The 22158-nt window shown below is 73.2% G+C and carries 21 protein-coding genes; 7 read left to right on the forward strand and 14 right to left on the reverse strand.

Annotated features, from left to right (window positions below; all coding sequences use genetic code 11):
* Positions 1–55: 55 nt before the first annotated feature.
* The 5 genes from KB893_RS15095 to KB893_RS15115 all read left to right on the forward strand — a co-directional run bounded on the left by KB893_RS15095 (position 56) and on the right by KB893_RS15115 (position 3540).
* The gene (locus KB893_RS15095; RefSeq protein ID WP_246505693.1) at positions 56–826 is read left to right on the forward strand and encodes a DUF6776 family protein; all 771 of its coding nucleotides are present in this window, start codon (positions 56–58) and stop codon (positions 824–826) included.
* Positions 801–1247 (forward strand): bactofilin family protein, encoded by a 447-nt coding sequence (locus tag KB893_RS15100; RefSeq protein ID WP_211925527.1) that lies wholly within the window; start codon positions 801–803, stop codon positions 1245–1247. The genes KB893_RS15095 and KB893_RS15100 overlap by 26 nt, the downstream gene beginning before the upstream one ends.
* 84 nt (positions 1248–1331) lie before the next feature.
* A complete protein-coding gene (erpA, locus tag KB893_RS15105; RefSeq protein WP_213173837.1) occupies positions 1332–1691 on the forward strand; it encodes an iron-sulfur cluster insertion protein ErpA in 360 nt (119 codons plus the stop codon).
* On the forward strand, positions 1688–2599 hold the full coding sequence (gene nudC, locus KB893_RS15110) for an NAD(+) diphosphatase (RefSeq protein ID WP_213173838.1): 912 nt from the start codon (positions 1688–1690) through the stop codon (positions 2597–2599). Before erpA ends, nudC begins: the two co-directional genes overlap by 4 nt.
* 32 nt (positions 2600–2631) lie before the next feature.
* Complete coding sequence (locus KB893_RS15115) at positions 2632–3540, forward strand: hypothetical protein (RefSeq protein WP_213173839.1); 909 nt, start codon at positions 2632–2634, stop codon at positions 3538–3540.
* Positions 3541–3547: 7 nt separating this feature from the next.
* Here the strand turns inward: KB893_RS15115 and KB893_RS15120 are convergent, their stop codons facing one another.
* The 14 genes from KB893_RS15120 to cutA form a co-directional block, all read right to left on the reverse strand.
* A complete protein-coding gene (locus KB893_RS15120; protein WP_211927994.1) occupies positions 3548–5431 on the reverse strand; it encodes an MFS transporter in 1884 nt (627 codons plus the stop codon).
* Positions 5432–5604: 173 nt separating this feature from the next.
* Positions 5605–6882: a phosphoribosylamine--glycine ligase gene (gene purD, locus KB893_RS15125; RefSeq protein WP_211927995.1), complete on the reverse strand. Its 1278-nt coding sequence runs from the start codon at positions 6880–6882 to the stop codon at positions 5605–5607.
* A 59-nt stretch (positions 6883–6941) separates the two neighbouring features.
* Positions 6942–8021, reverse strand: a complete 1080-nt coding sequence (locus KB893_RS15130; RefSeq protein WP_213173840.1) for a calcium/sodium antiporter — start codon at positions 8019–8021, stop codon at positions 6942–6944.
* A gap of 73 nt (positions 8022–8094) precedes the next feature.
* Positions 8095–9684: a bifunctional phosphoribosylaminoimidazolecarboxamide formyltransferase/IMP cyclohydrolase gene (purH, locus tag KB893_RS15135; RefSeq protein ID WP_211927289.1), complete on the reverse strand. Its 1590-nt coding sequence runs from the start codon at positions 9682–9684 to the stop codon at positions 8095–8097.
* Positions 9685–9752: 68 nt separating this feature from the next.
* Complete coding sequence (gene fis, locus KB893_RS15140) at positions 9753–10013, reverse strand: DNA-binding transcriptional regulator Fis (protein ID WP_211927296.1); 261 nt, start codon at positions 10011–10013, stop codon at positions 9753–9755.
* Positions 10014–10180: 167 nt separating this feature from the next.
* Entirely contained in the window at positions 10181–10735 is a 555-nt protein-coding gene (locus tag KB893_RS15145; RefSeq protein ID WP_211927290.1) for a DUF3426 domain-containing protein, read from the reverse strand.
* 48 nt (positions 10736–10783) lie between these two features.
* Positions 10784–12820 carry a S9 family peptidase gene (locus KB893_RS15150; protein WP_213173841.1) on the reverse strand — a complete coding sequence of 679 codons (2037 nt, stop codon included), beginning with the start codon at positions 12818–12820 and terminating at the stop codon, positions 10784–10786.
* Positions 12821–13028: 208 nt separating this feature from the next.
* Entirely contained in the window at positions 13029–13940 is a 912-nt protein-coding gene (gene prmA, locus KB893_RS15155) for a 50S ribosomal protein L11 methyltransferase (protein ID WP_211927292.1), read from the reverse strand.
* A gap of 147 nt (positions 13941–14087) precedes the next feature.
* The gene (gene accC, locus KB893_RS15160; RefSeq protein WP_211927293.1) at positions 14088–15455 is read right to left on the reverse strand and encodes an acetyl-CoA carboxylase biotin carboxylase subunit; all 1368 of its coding nucleotides are present in this window, start codon (positions 15453–15455) and stop codon (positions 14088–14090) included.
* Positions 15456–15604: 149 nt separating this feature from the next.
* On the reverse strand, positions 15605–16078 hold the full coding sequence (accB, locus tag KB893_RS15165) for an acetyl-CoA carboxylase biotin carboxyl carrier protein (protein WP_213173842.1): 474 nt from the start codon (positions 16076–16078) through the stop codon (positions 15605–15607).
* A 118-nt stretch (positions 16079–16196) separates the two neighbouring features.
* Positions 16197–16643 (reverse strand): type II 3-dehydroquinate dehydratase, encoded by a 447-nt coding sequence (gene aroQ / locus KB893_RS15170; RefSeq protein WP_211927295.1) that lies wholly within the window; start codon positions 16641–16643, stop codon positions 16197–16199.
* 118 nt (positions 16644–16761) lie between these two features.
* Positions 16762–17325 (reverse strand): TlpA family protein disulfide reductase, encoded by a 564-nt coding sequence (locus tag KB893_RS15175; RefSeq protein ID WP_338026981.1) that lies wholly within the window; start codon positions 17323–17325, stop codon positions 16762–16764.
* A complete protein-coding gene (locus tag KB893_RS15180) occupies positions 17322–19499 on the reverse strand; it encodes a protein-disulfide reductase DsbD family protein (RefSeq protein WP_213173843.1) in 2178 nt (725 codons plus the stop codon). Before KB893_RS15180 ends, KB893_RS15175 begins: the two co-directional genes overlap by 4 nt.
* Positions 19496–19831, reverse strand: a complete 336-nt coding sequence (gene cutA, locus KB893_RS15185) for a divalent-cation tolerance protein CutA (protein WP_211927198.1) — start codon at positions 19829–19831, stop codon at positions 19496–19498. Before cutA ends, KB893_RS15180 begins: the two co-directional genes overlap by 4 nt.
* Before the next feature lie 278 nt (positions 19832–20109).
* On the opposite strand from cutA, the gene groES reads away from it, so the two are divergent.
* On the forward strand, positions 20110–20397 hold the full coding sequence (groES, locus tag KB893_RS15190; protein WP_211927197.1) for a co-chaperone GroES: 288 nt from the start codon (positions 20110–20112) through the stop codon (positions 20395–20397).
* Between the two features lie 111 nt (positions 20398–20508).
* Positions 20509–22149, forward strand: a complete 1641-nt coding sequence (gene groL, locus KB893_RS15195; protein ID WP_211927196.1) for a chaperonin GroEL — start codon at positions 20509–20511, stop codon at positions 22147–22149.
* Positions 22150–22158 lie beyond the last annotated feature (9 nt).

Genomic DNA, 22158 nt, shown 5'->3' on the forward strand with positions numbered 1-22158 from the left:
CGTTCTGCACGCGGCGGCTAAATCCGGGGGCTCCCCCGCTGCAGTCCCTGTGTCCATGAGCGCACCCGCGCCCGACTCCCACCGCCGCTTCCGGGTGGTGCAGGTGCGCCCGCACGTGCGCCTGCTGGCGATCGTGGCCGCCGTGGTGTGGCTGGCGTCGATCGTGGGCGCGTGGAGCTGGGCCACCCGGCGCGCCGCGCCCGAGCTCTCGCAGGCGCGGGTCGAGGGTGAGCGCGCCGGCGAGGAGGCCGAGGCCCGGCAGGCGGTGATCGAGGAGCTGCGCCAGCGCGTGGCGACGCTCAGGCGCTCCGACGAGATCAGCCGCAGCGCCAACCTCGAGCTGCAGGAGACGCTGGCGCGGCGCGACGAGGAGATCGCCGCGCTGCGCGCCGACGTCGCCTTCTACGAACGTCTGGTGGGCGGCACCGGGCGCCGCGAGGGCCTGAGCGTGCATGCCGTGACCGTCGTGCCGGACGCCGACGGCAGCTGGCGCTACGCCGCCACCCTCACCCAGAACCTCAACCGCGGCGCGGTGACCCGGGGCGGCCTGCGCCTGCAGGTCGAGGGCACCCGCGACGGCAAGCTCGCGACGCTGGCCTGGAGCGACCTCCTGCAGGATCCGCAGGCCGCGCCGCAGCCGTTCGCATTCCGCTACTTCCAGCAGCTCGAGGGCAGTTTCCTGCTGCCCGAGGGCTTCACCCCGCGCCGCGTCGTCGTCCGCCTGCAGGCGGACGGCGCAGGCAGCGTGGAACGCGCCTTCCCCTGGGAGGAGGCGACCCAGACCGAGGGCGACCAGGACGATGTTCGGCGACAACAAGCGCAGTAACCGCGGCAGCGCACCGCAGGTGGATACCCTCATCGGCGCCGGCGTGACCGTGCGCGGCGACATCGCCTTCCGCGGTGGCCTGTACATCGAGGGCCGGGTGTACGGCAGCATCAGCGCCGAGGGCGACGAGGCGGTGCTGACCATCGCCGAGCACGGCTTCGTCGAGGGCGAGGTCAGCGCGCCGGTGGTCGTGGTCAACGGCCAGCTGCGCGGCGACGTGCACGCCTCCGGCCGGGTCGAACTGGCGGCGCAGGCGCGGGTCGAGGGCAACGTCCACTACAAGGTGGTCAGCATGGCCGCCGGCGCCATGCTCTCCGGGCGGCTGATCCACAGCGAGGCGCGGGCGGCGCTGACCGGGCCCGGGATGGCCTCGTCCGCCGACGAAGAGGCTGCCGACGAACGCGCCGCCTCGCCGGCCTGAACCGGTGCAACGCAGCGTCCGCCGGCTTGTCCACGGCCGGCCGAAGGCGTTGAATCGCGGCCACGCCCGCCCCATCTCCAGCGCATGACCACCGAACCCGGCTACCAGCAGCTCGACGCGCCCCTCGTGTTCACCCACCAGGCCGCGGCCAAGGTGCGCGAACTCATCGCGGAGGAGGGCAACGACGCCCTCAACCTGCGCGTCTACATCAGCGGCGGCGGCTGCTCGGGCTTCCAGTACGGCTTCACCTTCGACGAGGAGCGCGCCGAGGACGACCTCGCCGTGGCCACGGACGGCGTGACCCTGCTGGTCGACCCGCTGAGCCTGCAGTACCTGATGGGCGCCGAGGTCGACTACACCGAGAGCCTGACCGGCGCCCAGTTCGTCATCCGCAATCCGAACGCGACGACGACCTGCGGCTGCGGCAGCTCGTTCACCGTGTGAGCGCGGCCGGCGCGCCGTTCGCCTTCGTCGGGCCCGCGCCCGACCGTGCCGATGCGCTGCGCGACGACGCCGCGGCGCTGGCCGCGCTGTGGCCGGCGGCCGGCGTGCTGGTGGTCGACCGCGAGGGCCGCACGCTGGCGCAGGGCGACGCGCCCTGGCTCGCGACCGGCGCCGCGCTGGGCGACGCGCTGCGGGAGGCGGCGAGCTTCCTCGGCCTCGACGGCGACGGGCGCGGCTACTTCGCACTGCCGCTGACGGCGCTGGAGACGGCGGGCCACGTGCCGCCCGGCGACCTCGACCGCATCGACCTGCGCGCGGCCGCGGCCGCCTTCTCCGACCTGCACGTGCGCCTGTTCGCACATGCGCGCGCGCTGCTGCACTGGCAGGCGCGCAAGCGCTTCTGCGGCGTCTGCGGCCACGCGCTGGCCTTCACCCGCGGCGGCCACCAGGGCAACTGCCCGGAATGCGGCAGCACGTGGTATCCGCGCACCGACGCGGCGATCATCGTCGCGGTCACCGACGGCGAGCGCCTGCTGCTGGGGCGCCAGGCGAGCTGGCCCGCCGGCCGCTATTCGGTGCTGGCCGGCTTCGTCGAGCCGGGCGAGTCGCTCGAGGACGCGCTGCGCCGCGAGGTGATGGAGGAGGCCTGCGTCGCCGTCACCGCCTGCCACTACGTCGCCTCGCAGCCGTGGCCGTTCCCGGCCTCGCTGATGGTCGGCTTCCGCGCCGAGGCCGGCCCCGCCGCGCCGGTGTGCGGGATCGAGCTCGAGGACGTGCGCTGGCTGTCGGCGCGCGAGATCCGCGCCGGCGTCGCCGCCGGGACGCTGCAGCTCTCGCCGCCGCTGTCGATCTCGCGCCGGCTGATCGACGACTGGCTCGGGGAACACCCGGACGATCCCAGGGCCTAGAATCGCGGCGCCTTCCGCTGCCGTCGCCGCCCATGCCGAGCGCCCTGCTGGTCATCGTCGCCGTTGTCGCCTTCGCCCGCTTCGCGCCAGGCGGCGCCGCGCTGCGGGACGCGCGCTGGTATCGCGGCTGGGCAGGTTGGCTCGGCGACCGCGTGCAGGCGGAGCGCGGCGAGCGCGCGCTGGCGATGCTGGTCGTCGCGGCGCTGGTGCTGCCGGCGGTGGTCGCGGTCGCGGTGCTCGACGGCCTGCTGGCGCGGGGCTTCTGGGACACCGTCCTGGCCTTCGTCGTCCTCGCCTGGGCCTGGGGCCCGCGCGATCTCGACGAGGATGTCGCCGCGGCGGTGCGGGCGACCGATCCGCCGGCGCGCCACGCCGCGCTGCTGCGCCTGTATCCGCGGGTGACCTCGGTGCCGGGGGCGGGCGTGGATGCGGTGGTGCACGCCGCACTGCTGCGCTGGTTCGGCGTGCTGCTGTGGTTCCTGCTGCTGGGGCCGGCCGGCGCGCTCGGCTACCGGCTGGTCGCGCTGACCGCGGACGCGGACATGCGCGTCCGCCTGCCGGGGGCGGTGGTCGATGCGGCCGCGCTCGTGCTGCGCGTGCTGGACTGGCCGGCGGCGCAGCTGATGACCCTGGCGCTGGCCCTGGCCGGCAATTTCGACGCCGTGGTCGGCGCCTGGCGCGACTGGCACAGCGACGGGCCGGGACTCGACCGCGGCTTCCTCTACGCCGCCGCGCGCGGCTGCGTGCGGGTGGAGCTGGCCGACGCCGAGCGTGACCGCAACGACGCGCTGGTGGTCGAGATCGACGGCGACGCGGGCGCGGCGCCGGGCTTCGCCGCCGGTACCGCCGAACTGCGCGATGCGATGAGCCTGATGTGGCGCGTCCTGCTGCTGTGGCTGGCGTTCGTGGCGCTGATCGTGATCTCCGGCTGGGTGCTGTAGCGCGCCCTCAGGCGTCGTCGCCGCGCAGCGCGCGCACCACGCGCTCCTGCTCCGCGGCCGAGGCCGTGCCCGGCGCCATCGGCGGGCCGGCCTCGACCTCGACCCGCGCGCGGATGCGCCGCGGCAGGCGCGCCCGGCCCAGCGCAGAGTCGCGCCGGCTCCACATGCTCGCCCACAGTCCGCGCAGGGCGACCGGCAGCACCGGCACCGGGTTGCGCGCGAGGATGCGCTCGACGCCCGGGCGGAAGGGCTGGATCGCGCCGTCGCGGGTCAGTCCGCCCTCGGGGAAGATGCCGACCACCTCGCCCGCGTCCAGCGCCTGCGCGATGGCCTCGAAGGCGCGCTCCATCAGCGCCGGATCCTCCCTGGCGCCGGCGATCGGGATGCAGCCGGCGGCCCTGAACACCGGTTTCAGCAGCGGCAGCCGGTAGATCCGGTGGTCCATGACGAAGCGCACCGGGCGCTTGATCGAGCCCATCAGCACCAGCGGGTCCATGAAGCTGACGTGGTTGGCCACCACCAGCGCCGGGCCTTCCTCCGGCAGGGCGTCGAGGCCGCGGCTGCGCACCCGGTAGAGCAGGTTGATCAGCACCCAGCTCAGGAACCGCATCAGGAACTCGGGCACCAGGCTGAAGATGTAGACCGCCACCAGGCCGTTGAGCACCGCGGTCGCCAGCAGCACCTGCGGGATCGTCAGCCCGAGCGCGAATAGCGCCAGCGCCAGCAGCGCGGCGGCGACCATGAACAGCGCGTTGAGGATGTTGTTGGCCGCGATCGTCTGCGACAGCCGCCGCCGCGGCGCGCGCTGCTGGACCAGGGCGTAGAGCGGCACCGTGTAGAGGCCGCCGGACACGCCGATCAGCACCAGGTCCAGGGCGATGCGCAGCCCACCCGGCGCCTGCAGGAAGGCCAGCGCGCCGAGGCCGCTCGCGCCGGTGGCGGCGGGCCGTACGAGGTAGAGGTCGATGCCGAACACGGTCAGCCCGAACGCGCCCAGCGGCACCAGGCCGATCTCGATGCGGCGTCCGGACAGCCGCTCGCACAGCAGCGAGCCGGCGGCGATGCCGATGGAGAACAGCGCCAGCACCAGCGGCGCCACCTGCTCGTTGCCGCCGAGCACGTCGCGCGCGTAGGCCGGCAGCTGGGCGAGGACGATGGCGCCGAAGAACCAGAACCAGCTGATCCCGAGCACCGAGTTCAGCACCGCGCGCTGCCCGCGCAGGACCCGCAGGGTGCGCAGCGTCTGCCGCAGCGGGTTGCGGTCCGGGACGAGGTCGGGATCCACCGCCGGCAGCGACGGGATCGCGCGGCTGGCGAGCCAGCCGGCGACGGCGACCGCCACGCCGCACACCGCGGTCCACGCCGGCCCATGCTGCGCCCGGCCCATGAGCAGGGCGCCGCCGAGGGTGCCGGCGAGGATGGCGAGGAAGGTGCCGCTCTCCACCAGCGCGTTGCCGCCGACGAGTTCGCGCGCCTGCAGCGCCTGCGGCAGGATCGCGTACTTCAGCGGTCCGAACAGCGCGCTCTGGGTGCCCATGCCGAACAGCGCGAGCATCAGCAGCGGCAGGCTGGCGAACAGGAAGCCCGCGCCGGCCAGCAGCATGATCGCGATCTCGGCGAGCTTCAGGTGCCGGATCGCGCGCGCCTTGTCCACCCGTTCCGCCCATTGCCCGGCGCTGGCCGAGAACAGCAGGAAGGGCAGCACGAACAGGCCCGCGGCGAGGTTGGTCCACAGCCCGATCGCGCCGGCGTCGAGGCCGGCGATGCGGTAGGCGATCAGGACCAGCAGCGCGTTGCGGAAGACGTTGTCGTTGAACGCGCCCGCCAGCTGGGTCAGGAAGAACGGCAGGAAGCGGCGCTGCGCCAGCAGCGCGAACTGGGAATCGGCCACGCACGGTCCGGTGTCGGGAACCGCGCGAGCCTAGCAGCGTGCGCAGGGCGCGGTGCTATCGCTTCCTGTGGGAGCGGCTTCGGCCGCGACATGGCGTCCCGTCGGGGCCGGAGCCCCTCCCACGCAGCAGCCGTCGAGGCTGAAGCCGCTCCTGCGAAGCATCGCGTGCCGGTTCAGCGTGCGATCGCGCGCCAGCCGATGTCGGTGCGGTGGAACTCGCCGTCCCAGGCGATGCGTTCGACCAGCGCGTAGGCGTTGCGCTGCGCCTGCGCGATGTCGTTGCCGAGCGCGCAGGCGGTGAGCACGCGGCCGCCTGCGGTCACCACCGCGCCGTCGCGCAGCGCGGTGCCGGCGTGGAAGACCTTGGCGTCGGCCGCGGTCGCCGCATCGAGGCCGCGGATGCGGTCGCCGGTCCGGGGCGTGGCCGGATAGGGCGACGCCGCCAGCACCACGCCGAGCGAGGGACGCGGGTCCCAGTCGGCCTCGACCTCGTGCAGGCGTCCGTCCAGCGCCGCCTCGACCAGGTCGAGCAGGTCCGAACGCAGCCGCAGCATCACCGGCTGCGTCTCGGGGTCGCCGAAGCGCACGTTGAACTCGATCACCCGCGGCGCGCCGCTGCCGTCGATCATCAGGCCGGCGTAGAGGAAGCCGGTGAACGGCGCGCCGTCGGCGGCCATGCCGCGCACCGTCGGCGCGACCACCTCGCGCAGCACGCGCGCATGCACCTCGGGGGTGACCACCGGCGCCGGCGAATAGGCGCCCATGCCGCCGGTGTTGGGACCGGTGTCGCCGTCGCCGACGCGCTTGTGGTCCTGGCTGGTCGCCATCGGCAGCGCGTGGCCGCCGTCGACCATGCAGATGAAGCTCGCCTCCTCGCCCTCGAGGAACTCCTCGACCACGACGCGCGCGCCGGCTTCGCCGAAGGCGTTGCCGGCGAGCATGTCGCGCACCGCATCCTCGGCCTCGGCGAGCGTCGTGGCCACGATCACGCCCTTGCCCGCGGCCAGGCCGTCGGCCTTGACCACGATCGGCGCGCCCTTCGCGCGCACGTAGGCGAGCGCGGGCTCGACCTCGGTGAACACCTCGTAGAACGCGGTCGGGATGCCGTGGCGGGCGAGGAAGTCCTTGGCGAAGGCCTTGCTGCCCTCGAGCTGCGCGGCGGCGGCGGTCGGCCCGAAGATGCGCAGCCCCTCGGCGCGGAAGCGGTCGACGATGCCGGCCACCAGCGGCACCTCCGGCCCGACCACGGTCAGCGCGACCTCCTCGTCGCGCACCAGCGCGAGCAGGGCGTCGATGTCGTCCGCCCCGACCGCCACGTTGCGGCACCCGCGCTCGGTCGCGGTGCCGGCATTGCCCGGCGCGACCAGCACCTCGTCGACGCGCGCGGACTGCGCGAGCTTCCACGCCAGCGCGTGCTCGCGCCCGCCCGAACCGATCACCAGTAGCTTCACGCGCCTGCCTCGTCTGCGAATCGAACGCGCATTCTAGGAGAGCCGGCCGACGCCGTCCCTCAGCGTGCGCGGAAGCGGTGCCGCAACGAGCGGCTGAGCGTCACCGCGAGCGTCACCGCGGTCAGCGGCAGCACGAAATAGAGCATCGTGCCGCTGAAGGCCGGCAGCGCGTCGTGCTGCGTCGCCTGCAGCAGCAGGTAGGCCACGTAGACGACGTAGTAGCCGAGGAACAGCGCGCCTTCCCAGCGCCGGATGCAGTGCCCGGTGAAGAAGATCGGCAGGCAGGCCACGGCGGTGGCGATCATCACCGGCAGGTCGAAATGGACGGTCGCGCGGCCGACCGGCAGGCCGTCCGGGGCGAACGCCGCGGTGAGGCCGAGCACCGCGAGCAGGTTGAGGATGTTGCTGCCGACCACGTTGCCGACGGCGAGGTCGCGCTGGCCGCGCAGCGTCGCGAGCAGCGAGGTCGCGATCTCCGGCAGCGAGGTGCCGACCGCGATCACGGTCAGCCCGATCACCAGCTCGCTCAGGCCCAGCGCCTCGGCGACCGTCACCGCGGCGCCGACCATCCAGCGTGCGCCGAGCACCAGCAGAGCGAGACCGCCGAGGACCAGCAGGCCGTTGCCGATCCAGCCGCGCGGCCCGCGCACGGCCGTCGCTCCGGCGTCGGGCGCGGGGACCGGCGCGTCCTCGCCCGCACGCCGGCTCGCGCGGATCTGCAGGATCACGTACGCGACCGCGGCCAGCGCCAGGACGATGCCCTCGACGCGGCCGATGCGGCCGTTCCAGGCCAGCGCCAGCACCGCCAGCGAGCAGGCGATCATCACCGGCACGTCGAGCCGCACCAGCTGCCGCGAGACCACCAGCGGCGCGACCAGCGCCGACAGGCCCAGGATCAGCAGCACGTTGGTGATGTTGGAGCCGACCACGTTGCCGATGGCCACGTCGACCGAACCGCGCCAGGCCGCATCGAGCCCGACCGCCAGCTCCGGCGCGCTGGTGCCGAAGGCGACCACGGTCAGGCCGATCACCAGCTGCGACAGGCCGGTGGCCGCGGCGAGCCGGGAGGCGCCGCGCACCAGCGCCTCGGCGCCCACGAGCAGGAGGACGAGGCCGGCGATCAGCAGCAGTGCGGTCATGGCGGGTGCGATGGGTGCGGGGACGGCGGAGGATCGCGGCCGGCGCGTGGGCGCCGGGTCGTCGCTGCGGCGTCTAGTGCCGGAAGTGGCGCACGCCGGTGAACACCATCGCCATGCCGGCCTCGTCGGCGGCGGCGATGACTTCGGCATCGCGCATCGAGCCGCCGGGCTGGATCACCGCGGTGATGCCGGCGCGGGCCGCGGCGTCGATGCCGTCGCGGAACGGGAAGAAGGCGTCCGAGGCCATCGCCGAGCCCGGCACCGCGAGCCCGGCCTCCTCGGCCTTGAGTCCGGCGATCCTCGCGCTGATCACGCGGCTCATCTGGCCGGCGCCGACGCCGACGGTGCGGCCGTCGCGGGCGTAGACGATGGCGTTGGACTTCACGAACTTGGCCACGCGCCAGGCGAACAGGAGATCGGCGAGCTCGGCCTCGCTCGGTGCGCGCTGGCTGACGACCCGGAGCTCGTCGCGCCCCACCTCGCGGTTGTCGGCGGTCTGCATCAGCAGCCCGGAGCCGACGCGCTTGACGTCGATCGCGTTGCGGCCGGCGCCGTTCGGGATGCGCAGCACGCGGACGTTGGCCTTCTTCGTGCAGTAGTCGAGCGCCGCGGCCTCGTAGTCGGGGGCGATCAGCACCTCGACGAACTGGCGGTCGAGGATCGCCTTCGCGGTCGCCGCGTCCAGAGTCTTGTTGAAGGCGATGATGCCGCCGAACGCCGAGGTCGCATCGGTGGCGTAGGCGTGCTCGTAGGCGCCGGCGACGTCGTCGGCCTCGGCCACGCCGCAGGGGTTGGCGTGCTTGACGATGACGCAGGCCGGCCGCTCGAACTGGCGCACGCACTCCCAGGCCGCGTCGGCGTCGGCCAGATTGTTGTAGCTGAGCTCCTTGCCCTGCAGCTGGGTGAAGGTCGCGAGCGTGCCGGGCACCGGATACAGGTCGCGGTAGAAGGCGCCGGCCTGGTGGGGGTTCTCGCCGTAGCGCAGGTCCATCAGCTTGACGAAGCGGCCGTTGGCCTGCGCAGGAAACACGGCCTGGCCGGTGAGCGCGGTGTGGGTCTCGTCGAGCTGCGCCGCGGACAGGAAGTCGCTGATCGCGGCGTCGTAGTTCGACACGCGGTTGAAGGCGGCGACCGCGAGCCGGAAGCGGGTGGCGCGCGACAGGCCGCCGTCGGCGGCGAGTTCGGCAAGCGCGGCCTCGTACTGGTCGGCGCCGGTGAGCACGGCGACGTCGTTCCAGTTCTTGGCCGCGGCGCGCAGCATCGCCGGGCCGCCGATGTCGATGTTCTCGATCGCGTCCTCGAGGCTGACGCCCTCCTGCGCCACCGTGGCCTCGAACGGGTAGAGGTTGAGCACCAGCAGGTCGATCCCCTCGATGCCGTGCTCGGCCATCACCGCGTCGTCGGTGCCGCGCCGGCCGAGCAGGCCGCCATGCACCTTCGGGTGCAGGGTCTTGACCCGCCCGTCCATGATCTCGGGGAAGCCGGTGACCTCGCCGACGTCGGTGACCGCCAGGCCGGCCTCGCGCAGCGCCCTGGCGGTGCCGCCGGTCGACAGCAGGACCGCGCCCTGCGCCGCGAGCGCCCGGGCGAGGGCGACGATGCCGGTCTTGTCGGAAACGGAAAGCAGCGCGCGGCGGATGGCGCGACGGTCGGCGGAGGACATGCAGGCGGCCTGGCTGGAGACAGCCGCCGATTATAGCGGGCGCGTCCGCGGCGCCCGGCCGTTGCGCGTCAGCTCAGGCCGTAGTGCTTGAGCTTCTTGCGCAGGGTCGCGCGGTTGAGGCCGAGCACCGCGGCGGCGCGGCTCTGGTTGCCCTCGCAGTGGCGCATCACCTCGGCGAACAGCGGCGCCTCGACCTCGCCCAGCACGACCTCGTGCAGGTCCTCGGCGTCGTGGTCGTGCATGTCGGCCAGGTAGCGCCGCACCGCCTGGGTCACGCAGTCGCGGAGTGCGGCCTGGGGTGCGGGCGCCGAAGACGGGGCGACATCCACGCCGGGCACGGCGCGTTCGAGAGGCAGGGCGGTCACTGGAGGAGCAGGTCCGGTGCAGCGGCGACGGCGGGCGTCGCGGGTGGAGGATCCATGGCCACGGGCCAGGCGGCAGGGGAGTCTAAACCCAAGCTTCGAACGCGTGCCACCGCCGACGGGGCGCCGTTCGTCTAATGGAACTCGAACTCGAAGGCGACCGCGCGCCGGCCCGGATCGACCACCTCCAGCGTCACGCTCGCCGACTGCCCGGGCGCCAGCAGGGCCTGCGCGGGCGCACCGCCGAGGTACTCGCGCGGCATGAACCGGCGCTGGGCGATGGGCTGGCCGTCGAGGTCGGACATCGCCAGTTCCACCTCGGGCCAGGGCTGCGCGAAGCGTGCGCCGTTGCGGAAGCTGGCGGTGATCAGCAGCGCGTCCGGCACCGAGGGATGCGGGCGGATGTCGCGCGCGCTCATGACGAAGGCCTGCGGCGCATGCCATGGCGGCAGGGTGCAGCCGAGCACGCCGCAGAGGCGCTCCAGGGCGGGCCGCCAGGCCGCATCGGTGGCGAGCCGGGCGCGGTCGGCGAGGACGCTCTGCACGGCCAGCACGACGAGCAGCAGCGCCGCCGCCAGCCACCAGCGCCAGCCCGCGGGCGCCCCGCGCACCGGCGTGCGCGCGAAGCGCGGCAGCGCGGCGGGCGGCGCGGCGTCGTCGTGGTGCGGGTCCGGTGCGGTCGGCGTCACGGGCGGCAGGCGGGCGGCAGGGCGTGCGAGTCTAAGCGCGACGCACGCTCAGCGCGGAGGCAGGTTCTCGATCGCGACCGGTTCGATTGCGTCCGCCGGGGCGAAGCCGAGCACGCGGCCGTAGAAGTAGAGCTCGGCCTCGAGCGCGCGGCGGATGTTCTTCGCCTGGCGGAAGCCGTGGCCCTCGCCCGCGAACGGCACGTAGGCCACCGGCAGCCCGCGTCCCCTGACCGCCGCGTACATGGTCTCGGCCTGGTTCGGCGGCACGACCCGGTCCTCCAGGCCCTGGAACAGGATCAGCGGGCTGGTGATGCGCTCGACGTGGCGCACCGGCGAGCGTTCGGCGTACAGCGCCATCGCCGCGGGATCGGCGCGGTCGTAGGGTGCGACCAGGCCGTCGAGGTAGCGCGCCTCGAACTTGTGCGTGTCGCGCGCCAGCGTCTCCAGGTCGCCGATGCCGTAGTGGCTGGCGCCGGCGGCGAACACGCCCGGCCGGAAGGCGAGCGCGGCCAGCGTCGTATAGCCGCCGGCGCTGCCGCCGCGGATCAGCAGGCGCTCGCCGTCGACGTCGCCGCGCGCCACCAGGAAGCGGGCGGCGGCCACCACGTCGTCGACATCGGCCACGCCCCAGCGGCCGTCGAGGCTGCGCCGGTAGGCACGGCCGAAGCCCTGGCTGCCGCGGTAGTTCACGTCGACCACGGCGAAGCCGCGCGTGGTCCAGTACTGCACGCGCGGGTTGAAGGTCGGACTGGTCGAGCCGGTCGGGCCGCCGTGGGTCAGCACCAGCAGCGGCGGACGCTCGCCGTCGGGTCCGCGGAAACGGGCGTTGGTGGGCGCGTAGTGGAAGGCGTGCGCGATCTCGCCGTCGCCGGTGGGGAAGCGGATCGGCTCGGCCACCGCGATATCCCGCGGGTCGACGGCGAGCGTCGAGGAGCGCCGCAGTACCGTGCCTTCGCCGTCGGCCAGGTCCAGGCGCACCACCGCCGGCGCCTGGCCGGGCGCGCCGCCGATGAAGACCGCCTGCCCGCGGGCGGCGCGCAGCCCCTCGATCTCGCGCCAGGGCAGCGCGAACTCGCGCCAAGCGCCGGTGCGCGGATCGAGCACGCCGAGCGCGCTGCCGTCCTCGCGCTGCGCGGTCGCCACGATGCGGCCGTCGTCGAGGATGGCGTAGGTCGACATGCCGAAGGCCCACTGCGCGCGGCCGAACTCCGCCTGCATCGGCAGCAGGGCGGCGTCCTCGCCGGCGCCGGCATCGCGGTAGAGGTTCCACCAGCCGCTGCGGTCGGAGACGTAGACGAGGCTGCCGTCGGGCGCCCACTGCGGCTGGAAGACCGATTCCTCCGGGCCGCCGGCCACGCGGCGGACGGCCTCGAGGCCGCCGTCGGCGCCGAGCCGCGCGCGCCACAGCGTGGTGCCGTCCCAGGGCATCTGCGGCTGGTCCCAGGACAGCCAGGCGAGCTCGCGTCCGTCGGCGCTGAGCGCGGGCGAGGCGAAGAAGTCGTGGCCTTCGGCGAGCACGCGTTCGCCGCCGTCCATCGCCACCGCCACCAGCGCATTGGCCGGCGCCACGCCCTCGCGGCGATGGTCCTCGCGCACCGCGATGAGGCGGGCGTGGCGGGCGTCCCAGGCGCCGTCGGCGTAGCGCAGGCCGTCGTGGCGCGCGACCGGCTCCGGTTGCGCTCCGGGCTGGAGCGGCTGCCGGTAGATGCCCTGGTCGGCGAAGTTGACGAACAGCACCGCGTCGTCGACGACGGTCCAGGCGCCGCCGCCGTATTCGTGCACGCGCGAGCGCACCGAGAATGGCGCCGGGGTGATGTCCTCGGCGCCGTCGCCGCGCGCGCGCACCAGCACCGTGCGCGCGTCGCCGGGGCGCGATTCCAGCCAGAGCACGTCGTCGCCGGCCAGCATCGGCGCGCCCAGCGTGACCGTGCCGGCGACCACCTGTTCGGCCGACAGCGGCGAGCGCCAGCTGCCGTAGGGCGCGACCTGCGGCGCGGCCGTGGCCGGTGCGTCGCTGCGGATCTCAGGCGTGCGCACGGCGCACCCCATGCAGGCGAGCAGGACGAGGAGTGCGGCACGACGCATGCGGGGCCCGGTTCGAAGTCGGCATCGGGCCAGTCTAGCGGTGGCGCCGGCCTCAGGTCCGCCGTGGCCCTGCAGGAGCGGCTTCAGCCGCGACCGGGCCTCATGCGACGCCCGTCGGGGCTGAAGCCCCTCCCACAGAAGGCGGTCGGACGCGACGGGGTGAAGCCGCTCCTGCCGGGGCGCGATCGCTGCCGGCGGCTGCGGCGGGTCAGCGCGGGCGGCGGCGGCCGTCGATGCGGATCCAGTCCTCGCGGCGGGTCACACGCAGGGCGTCGAACCATGGGCCGTAGCGGGCGAGGAGTTCGTCCTCCTGGCCGGCGAGGATGCCCGACAGCGCGAGCGCCCCGCCGTCGGCGCAGCGTTCGGCGAGCTGCGGCGCGAGCGCGTCCAGCGCCGAGGCGAGGATGTTGGCGACCACCACCGGGTAGGTGCGCGCCGGCGCGTCCTCCGGCAGGAAGGCGCGGAGGCGGTCGGCGACGCCGTTGCGCTCGGCGTTGTCGAGGGTGGCGGTGATCGCCTGCGGGTCGTTGTCGATGCCGTCGGCCGCGGCCGCGCCGAGCCTGAGCGCGGCGACGGCGAGGATGCCGGAGCCGCAGCCGAAGTCGAGCACCTCGACGCCCTCGAGCGCGAGGCCGTCCAGCCACTCCAGGCACAGTGCCGTGGTCGGGTGCGTACCCGAGCCGAAGGCTAGCCCCGGGTCCAAGCGCACCACGGCGGCACCGGCCGCGCGCGCCGCCTCCGGCAGCTCGTGGTTCCACGGGACGATGTGGGTGCGGCGGCCGAAGGCGAGCGGCTGGAACTGGTCCAGCCACGCGCGCTCCCAGTCCTGGTCCTCGACCGTGCGCAACGCGGCCCGGGTGAGATCGAGCGCCGGATCGGCGGATGCCAGCGCCGCCAGCAGCACGTCCCCATCGGTGTCGGCGTCGAAGAGCGCGGTCAGCGCCATCTCGCGCCACAGCGGCTGCTCGCCCACGCCCGGTTCGAAGATCGCCTGCTCGTCCGGCGCATCGGCGTGCGCGTCGGCCAGCGTCACCGAGAGCGCGCCGAGATCCTCCAGCGCGGCCTCGAGCCGCGGCTGGGTGGCGTCGGTGCAGGGGAGGGTGAGTTCGAGGAAGGGCATGGGGCGGGACACTCGGGAAGCGGGAGTCGGGAGCGGGAATGGTGAGGTGGCGCGGCACCGGGAGCCATGTCGCGCGGGCGCAAGGGAAGGCCGCAGCCGGCTCGACCGCCTCGGGTCCCGGTGCCCGGGCCGCCTCCACCCAGACCCTCACCCCAGCCCGATCGCCGTCTCCCGGTGCTCCTTCAGGCGCTTCTCGAGGTAGTGGATGTTCATGCCGCCGGCCTGGAAGCCCTGGTCGGCCATGATCCGCTGCTGCAGCGGGATGTTGGTCTTGATGCCGTCGACCACCAGCTCCGACAGGGCCACCCGCATGCGGCAGATCGCGGTCTCGCGATCGGGGCCGTGAACGATGAGCTTGCCGATCATGGAGTCGTAGTTCGGCGGCACGCGATAGCCCTCGTAGACGTGGCTGTCGACGCGCACGCCGGGGCCGCCCGGGGCGTGGAAGTGCCTGATCAGGCCGGGCGAGGGCAGGAAGGTCTCCGGGTCCTCGGCATTGATGCGGCACTCGATGGCGTGGCCGTCGAGGACGATGTCCTCCTGCGCGATCGAGAGCGTCTCGCCGGCGGCGATGCGCAGCTGCTCGCGGACCAGGTCGATGCCGGTGACCATCTCCGTCACCGGGTGCTCGACCTGGATGCGGGTGTTCATCTCGATGAAGTAGAAGCGGCCGTTCTCGTAGAGGAACTCGAACGTGCCCGCGCCGCGGTAGCCGATGCGGATGCAGGCCTCGACGCAGACCGCGCCGATCTCCGCGCGCTGCTCCGGGGTGATGCCCGGCGCCGGCGCTTCCTCGACCACCTTCTGGTGGCGGCGCTGCATCGAGCAGTCGCGCTCGCCGAGGTGGATGGCGTTGCCCTGGCCGTCGGCCAGCACCTGGATCTCCACGTGCCGCGGGTTCTCCAGGAACTTCTCCATGTAGACCATGTCGTTGCCGAACGCGGCCTTGGCCTCGGACTTGGTCGTGGCGATCGCCGAGTGCAGCGAGCCCTCGGCATGCACCACGCGCATGCCGCGGCCGCCGCCGCCGCCGGCGGCCTTGATGATCACCGGGTAGCCGATCTCGCGCGCGATCCGGGCGTTGCTCGCGTCGTCCTCGCCCAGCGGGCCGCCGGAGCCGGGCACGCAGGGCACGCCCGCGGCCTTCATCGCCTTGATCGCCTCGACCTTGTCGCCCATCAGGCGGATGGTCTCGGCCCTGGGCCCGATGAAGACGAAGCCCGACTGCTCCACGCGCTCGGCGAAGTCGGCGTTCTCGGAGAGGAAGCCGTAGCCGGGATGGATGGCCTGCGCGTCGGTGACCTCGGCCGCGGCGATGATCGCCGGCATGTCGAGATAGCTGCGGTTGGACGGTGCCGGCCCGATGCACACCGACTCGTCGGCCATGGCCACGTGCTTGAGGTTGCGGTCGACGGTGGAATGCACCGCGACCGTGCTGATGCCCATCGCATGGCAGGCGCGCAGGATGCGCAGCGCGATTTCGCCGCGATTGGCGATGACGACTTTTTCGAGCATGGCGTTAGGACCTGGAAGGCGGGAATGGGGAAGCGGGAAGCGGGACGGGCGAGGGGTGGCGTGCCGCCGGCGCTACGGCGCACAGCCCGGCAGGTCGCAGCATCGCTGCAGGTCCCTCTTCCCGAGTCCCTCTTCCCGCTTCGCTGGCATCACCCAATGACAAACAGCGGCTGGTCGAACTCCACCGGCTGGCCGGCATCGGCGAGGACGGCGACGACGGTGCCGGCGAGCTCGGACTCGATCGGGTTGAACATCTTCATCGCCTCGATGATGCCGAGGGTGTCGCCGACCTTGACCTGCTGGCCGACCTTCACGAAGGGCGGGGCGTCGGGATTGGGGGAGGCGTAGAAGGTGCCGACCATCGGCGAGCGCACGACCTCGCCCTCGGGCAGCCCGTCGTCGGACTTTGCCGCGGCGGGCGCCGCCGCGGCGCTGGGCGCGGCGGCCGGAGCCGCCGGGGCGCTGGCCGGCGCCGGCGCCGGGGCGACCGGCATGCTGGCGACGACGCCGCCCTTCGGCACGCGCGAGAGGCGGACGGATTCCTCGCCCTCCTTGATCTCGATCTCGGCGAGGTTGGACTCCTCGAGCAGGTCGATGAGCTTCTTGATCTTGCGCAGGTCCATGGGGGCCTCTCGTTCTCTTAAGCCGTGGAAGTGCCGGAGCCGCTGCCGCGGCGGGGGTCGTGTACGGGGCGCGGCGTGCCGCGCCGGTGCGGCGCCGGGCGCCCGCGGGCGGCGACGCTCACCCGGCCACCGCCGGATGGCGCAGCGCCGCGTCCAGCGCGTGGCGGTAGCCGTCGGCGCCGAGGCCGCAGATCACCGCCACGGCGAGGTCGCTGAAGTAGCTGTGGTGGCGAAAGGGCTCGCGCGCATGCGGATTCGACAGGTGCACCTCGATGAAGGGCAGCCGGGTCGCCGCGAGCGCGTCGCGCAGCGCCACCGAGGTGTGGGTGAAGGCGGCCGGGTTGATCACCACGAAGGCGGTGCCGTCGCCGCGTGCGGCCTGCACGCGGTCCACCAGCACGTGCTCGGCGTTCGACTGCAGGCTGTCGAGCGTGTGCCCGGCGGCCTCGACCTGCGCCCGCGCCGCCCGGTCGATCTGCTCCAGCGTGGTGCGCCCGTAGACCGCCGGCTCGCGCTCGCCGAGCAGGTTGAGGTTGGGTCCGTGCAGGAGAAGGATGCGGGCCAAGCGGGCGCCTGGTGGCTGCGGGGGCGCACAGTCTGGAGGCGCGGCGGGCCTGCTGTCCACCAGTTCCTGCCAGTTCAGCGAAATTCGGCGAAGTTAATCGAGCGTTTGAATTCCGGAGTCAGTCCAGTGCGGCGGCCCAGTCCTCGAGTTCGTCGAGGCTGAAGGCGCCGAGCTTGCTGCGCACGATCCGCCCGTCGGCGTCGAGCAGTACCGAGTAGGGCAGCACGCCGCGGGTGTTGCCCAGCCGCACCGAGGCGTCGCCGGGGCCGGCGATCTCCAGCAGCACCGGATAGGCCACCGGCGTCTTCGCCAGGAAGGCGCGGATCGCCTCCGGCTCGTCCAGCGCGATGCCGACCACCTGCACGCCGCCGGCGCGCTGCGCCTGGGCCGCGGCGAAGGCGTCGAGCGCCGGCATCTCGTGCACGCAGGGGGCGCACCAGCTCGCCCAGAAGTTCACCAGCAGCGGCCGCCCGCGCCAGGCGTCGAGGCCGTGCTGCACGCCGGCGAGGTCGGGCAGGCGGATGTCGGGCGCCAGGTCGCCGCGACCGGCGACCTCGACGCCCTCCGGCAGCGGCTGCACCGGCGGCAGCCCGGCGCTGCGCACGAACCACAGGCCGAGGGCCGCGACGACCAGCGCCGCCAGCAGGATCGGCGCCGCGCGCAGGAGCGTCTCGCGGTTCACGGCGGCGGTTCCAGGGCGCCCAGCACTGCGGCCTCGGTGAGCACCGTCGGCAGCACCACGCCCTCGGCCTCGCCGTGGAACACGACGTAGAGCGGAACGCCGACCGCGCCATGCGCCTCGAGGAACGCGGTGATCGCCGGATCGACGTTGGTCCAGTCGCCGCGCATGTAGACCGCGCCGTTCTCCGCCAGCGCCGCACGGAAGGCGTCGGTGTCCAGCACCCGCTTCTCGTTGGCCTTGCAGGTCACGCACCAGTCGGCGGTCATGTCGACGAACACGGTGCGGCCGTCGCGGCGCAGCGTCGCCAGCCGCTCCGGCGCATAGGCCACCGCGCCGTCGGTCGCGGCCGTCGCCGCTGCCGGCGGCAGCGCATGCACCCGCCACAGCGGCCACACCGCGGCCAGCGCGACCACGAAGGCGAAGCCGCGCAGCCATGGCGTGGCGCGGTGGCGCTGGCGCTCGGCCAGCCACAGGCCGAAGGCCAGCAGCAACAGGCCGGTGAGGAGCCAGGCCAGCGCGTCGGCGCCGCGCTGCGAGGTCAGCACCCAGGCCAGCCACGCCGCGGTGGCGTACAGCGGGAAGGCCATCAGCTGCTTCAGCGTGTCCATCCACGCGCCCGGGCGCGGCAGGCGCGCCGCCAGCGCCGGCACGAAGCCGATCAGCAGGAACGGCAGGGCGAGGCCGAGCCCCAGCGCCAGGAACACGCCCATCGCCAGCGCCACCGGCGCGGCGAAGGCGAAGGCCAGGGCCGCGCCCATGAACGGCGCCGTGCACGGGCTGGCCACCACCACCGCGAGGACGCCGGTGAAGAAGTCGCCGGCGCGGCCGCCGCGGCGGGTCAGGGCATCGCCGACGCCGGCCAGGCGCGAGCCGAACACGACCACGCCGGACATCGCCAGGCCCAGCGCGAACATCACATAGGTCAGCGCCGCGACCACCACCGGCTGCTGCAGCTGGAACCCCCAGCCCAGCGCGAGCCCGGCTTCGCGCAGGGCCAGCGCCGCGGCACCCAGCGCGGTGAAGGCGACGAGCACGCCGGCGCTGTACCACAGCGCGTGCGTCCGCGCCTCGGCCGGCGCGCCGCCGCTGCGCGCCAGCGAGATCGCCTTCAGGCTCAGCACCGGCAGCACGCAGGGCATGAGGTTGAGGATCAGCCCGCCGGCCAGCGCGAGCAGCAGTGCCAGCCCTGGGTTCAGCGGGCGCGCCGGCGGCGTCTCGCGCGGCGCGTCCGCGGCCCGCGTCGCCATCGGCGCCTCGCGGCTGGCGGCCACCGCCGCGGCGTCCGCCGCCGGCAGGTCGACCTCGACCCGGCGGGTCATCGGCGGGTAGCAGATGCCGTCGGTCTGGCAGCCCTGGAAGGTCGCCTCCAGGGTCACCGCGCCGGCGTCGCCGGACCCGCGCCGCACCGGCAGCGGCACCTCGACCTGCTCGAAATACACGACCTGGGTGCCGAAGTGCTCGTCCTCGTGCTCGCTGCCGGCCGGCCAGCGCGGCGCGTCGACGCTGCTGCCGTCGGCCGCGTCGACCAGGCGGAACTCGGAGCGGTCGCGATAGAGGTAGTAGCCCGGTGCGGGCGTGAAGCGCAGCAGGAGCGTCGTCGGCGAGCCGGCGATCGCCTCGAAGTCGAACGCCCGCTCCGGCGGCAGCGGCTGGTCGCCCGCGTCGCGGGCGAGCGTGCCCGCCGCGCCGGAGCCGAACAGTGCGCCGATCGCGGCGCGGCCATCGACCGGCGTGCCCTGCGCCGAGGCTTGCGGCAGCGCCACCCGGACGGTGCGGGTATGCGGCGGATAGCAGACGCCGGCATCGGCGCAGCCCTGGTAGCGGATGCGCAGCGTGGCGGTCGCGGCGCCCGCCGTCGCCGCGCCGCGCTGCACGCCTTCGACGCGGTCGCGATAGGTCTCGACCTCGCCGAAGAATTCGTCGGTGTGCCGGTGCCCGGCCGGCAGCTCCAGCTCCGCCGTCGCGGCGAATCCGTCCTCCGCCTGCACGCCCATGCGGTGCCGGTAGAGGTAGTAGCCATCGGCGATGGTCCAGGCGATCTCGACGCGGTCGCGGGTCGGCGCCCTGGCCTCGACTTGAAACGCCTCGTCGATCGGCAGCAGGTCGGCTTCGTCGAAGGCGGCGGCGGGCAGCGCGCACAGCGCCAGCGCGGCCGCGAACAGCACACGCATCATGCGGCGGGCTCGCGCGGGGACCGGGTCTCGTCGCGGATCCAGTCGAGGTAGCCCGCCAGTCCGCGGCCGGCTTCGACCGCGAGCACCTCCGGGAGTTCATAGGGGTGCAGCTCGCGGATGCGCGCGGTCAGGGCGTCGAGGCGGTCGCCCCACGTCTTGATCTGGAGCTGCACCTCGTCGGCCGCCTCCACCGCGCCCTGCCAGCGGTACACCGAACGCAGGCCCGGCACCAGGCTCGCGCAGGCGGCGAGGCGGGCATCGACGGTGTCGCGCGCGATGCGTTCTGCGATGTCGGCGTCCGGGCAGGCGCAGAAGACGAGGAATGCGGTCATGGCAGGCGGATTCGAGCGAACGCGCGAGGCTACCGCGCACGCGCCCGCGGCGCACGCGCCGGGGACGGCGACGCCTGCCGCCCATCCGTCGCCGGGAACTTTTTTCGACCGGCGCCCTTGAAAGCCGCCGGGCGCCCCACAGGTACCGGGCCAGTCGCGAGGGCTTCCGGTTCGGAAATCCGCGCGCGTATCATTGGCACTCATAAGGGTCGAGTGCTAACGCAGCCGGCCCTTTGTCATCTGGATCAACCTGTTAGAACCTGCCGAGGTCAACACCAATGAACCTGAAGCCGCTGTACGACCGCGTCGTCATCAAGCGCATGGAAGAAGAGAAGATGTCCGCGGGCGGCATCGTGATTCCGGACTCCGCCACCGAGAAGCCGATCAAGGGCGAAGTGGTCGCCGTGGGCGAGGGCAAGGTCCTCGACAACGGCCAGACCCGCGCGCCGAAGGTCAAGGCCGGCGACAAGGTCCTGTTCGGCAAGTATTCCGGCACCGAGGTCAAGCTCGACGGCACCGAGTACCTGGTGGTGAAGGAAGACGACATCTTCGCCGTGATCGGCTGAGCGAGCCGCTGGACAGGTCGCGGCGAGCGGGCCCGTGCCCGCGCCTGACGGCCCCCGTCGTTCCGGTCACCGATTCCCCAATCCCGCTTTACTTGCTGAGGTAACAACACAATGGCAGCCAAGGAAATCCGCTTCGGCGAAGACGCACGTGCCCGCATGGTCCGTGGCGTCAACGTCCTCGCCAACGCCGTCAAGGCCACGCTCGGCCCGAAGGGCCGCAACGTCGTGCTCGAGAAGAGCTTCGGCGCCCCGACGATCACCAAGGACGGCGTGTCCGTCGCCAAGGAGATCGAGCTCGCCGACAAGTTCGAGAACATGGGCGCGCAGATGGTCAAGGAAGTCGCTTCCAAGACCTCCGACAACGCCGGTGACGGCACCACCACCGCCACCGTGCTGGCGCAGGCGTTCATCCGCGAGGGCATGAAGGCGGTCGCCGCCGGCATGAACCCGATGGACCTCAAGCGCGGCATCGACAAGGCCGTGCAGGCCGCCGTCGGCGAGCTCAAGAACCTGTCCAAGCCGACCGCCGACGACAAGGCGATCGCCCAGGTCGGCACGATCTCGGCCAACTCCGACGAGTCGATCGGCACCATCATCGCCGACGCGATGAAGAAGGTCGGCAAGGAAGGCGTGATCACCGTCGAGGAAGGCTCGGGCCTGGAGAACGAGCTCGACGTGGTCGAGGGCATGCAGTTCGACCGCGGCTACCTGTCGCCCTACTTCGTCAACAACCAGCAGAGCCAGTCGGCCGACCTGGACGAGCCGTTCATCCTCCTGCACGACAAGAAGATCTCCAACGTGCGCGACCTGCTGCCCGTCCTCGAGGGCGTGGCCAAGGCCGGCAAGCCGCTGCTGATCGTCGCCGAGGAAGTCGAGGGCGAGGCGCTGGCGACCCTGGTGGTCAACACCATCCGCGGCATCGTCAAGGTCTGCGCGGTCAAGGCGCCGGGCTTCGGCGACCGCCGCAAGGCGATGCTGGAGGACATGGCGATCCTCACCGGCGGCACCGTGATCTCCGAGGAAGTCGGCCTGTCGCTCGAGAAGGCGACGATCAACGACCTCGGCCGCGCGAAGAAGGTGCAGGTCTCCAAGGAGAACACCACCATCATCGACGGCGCCGGCGAGACCTCGGGCATCGAGTCGCGCATCAAGCAGATCAAGGCGCAGATCGAGGAGACCTCCTCCGACTACGACCGCGAGAAGCTGCAGGAGCGCGTGGCCAAGCTGGCCGGCGGCGTGGCCGTCATCAAGGTCGGCGCGGCCACCGAAGTCGAGATGAAGGAGAAGAAGGCGCGCGTCGAGGACGCCCTGCACGCGACCCGTGCGGCGGTCGAGGAAGGCGTGGTCCCGGGCGGCGGCGTGGCGCTGATCCGCGCCAAGGCGGCGGTCGAGAACCTCAAGGGCATCAACGAGGACCAGAACCACGGCATCCAGATCGCCCTGCGCGCGATGGAGGCCCCGCTGCGCGAGATCGTGACCAACGCCGGCGAAGAGCCCTCGGTCATCGTCAACAACGTCAAGGGCGGCACCGGCAACTACGGCTACAACGCCGCCAACGGCGAGTACGGCGACATGGTCGAGTTCGGCATCCTGGATCCGACCAAGGTCACCCGCACCGCGCTGCAGAACGCCGCGTCGATCGCCGGTCTGATGATCACGACCGAGGCGATGGTCGGCGAGCTGCCGAAGAAGGACGAGCCGGCGATGCCGGGCGCCGGTGGCATGGGCGGCATGGGCGGCATGGACTTCTGAGATCCGCCC

Source organism: Coralloluteibacterium stylophorae (assembly GCF_018122625.2).
Classification (GTDB): Bacteria; Pseudomonadota; Gammaproteobacteria; order Xanthomonadales; family Xanthomonadaceae; genus Coralloluteibacterium; species Coralloluteibacterium stylophorae.

What these genes read in the sequence shown, in the direction of transcription:
- KB893_RS15095 (WP_246505693.1), top strand. Translation starts at nt 56, where the DNA reads ATGAGCGCACCCGCGCCCGACTCCCACCGCCGCTTCCGGGTGGTGCAG.
- KB893_RS15100 (WP_211925527.1), top strand. Translation starts at nt 801, where the DNA reads ATGTTCGGCGACAACAAGCGCAGTAACCGCGGCAGCGCACCGCAGGTG.
- erpA (WP_213173837.1), top strand. Translation starts at nt 1,332, where the DNA reads ATGACCACCGAACCCGGCTACCAGCAGCTCGACGCGCCCCTCGTGTTC.
- KB893_RS15115 (WP_213173839.1), top strand. Translation starts at nt 2,632, where the DNA reads ATGCCGAGCGCCCTGCTGGTCATCGTCGCCGTTGTCGCCTTCGCCCGC.
- KB893_RS15130 (WP_213173840.1), bottom strand. Translation starts at nt 8,021, where the DNA reads ATGACCGCACTGCTGCTGATCGCCGGCCTCGTCCTCCTGCTCGTGGGC.
- purH (WP_211927289.1), bottom strand. Translation starts at nt 9,684, where the DNA reads ATGTCCTCCGCCGACCGTCGCGCCATCCGCCGCGCGCTGCTTTCCGTT.
- KB893_RS15150 (WP_213173841.1), bottom strand. Translation starts at nt 12,820, where the DNA reads ATGCGTCGTGCCGCACTCCTCGTCCTGCTCGCCTGCATGGGGTGCGCC.
- prmA (WP_211927292.1), bottom strand. Translation starts at nt 13,940, where the DNA reads ATGCCCTTCCTCGAACTCACCCTCCCCTGCACCGACGCCACCCAGCCG.
- accC (WP_211927293.1), bottom strand. Translation starts at nt 15,455, where the DNA reads ATGCTCGAAAAAGTCGTCATCGCCAATCGCGGCGAAATCGCGCTGCGC.
- accB (WP_213173842.1), bottom strand. Translation starts at nt 16,078, where the DNA reads ATGGACCTGCGCAAGATCAAGAAGCTCATCGACCTGCTCGAGGAGTCC.
- KB893_RS15180 (WP_213173843.1), bottom strand. Translation starts at nt 19,499, where the DNA reads ATGATGCGTGTGCTGTTCGCGGCCGCGCTGGCGCTGTGCGCGCTGCCC.
- cutA (WP_211927198.1), bottom strand. Translation starts at nt 19,831, where the DNA reads ATGACCGCATTCCTCGTCTTCTGCGCCTGCCCGGACGCCGACATCGCA.
- groES (WP_211927197.1), top strand. Translation starts at nt 20,110, where the DNA reads ATGAACCTGAAGCCGCTGTACGACCGCGTCGTCATCAAGCGCATGGAA.
- groL (WP_211927196.1), top strand. Translation starts at nt 20,509, where the DNA reads ATGGCAGCCAAGGAAATCCGCTTCGGCGAAGACGCACGTGCCCGCATG.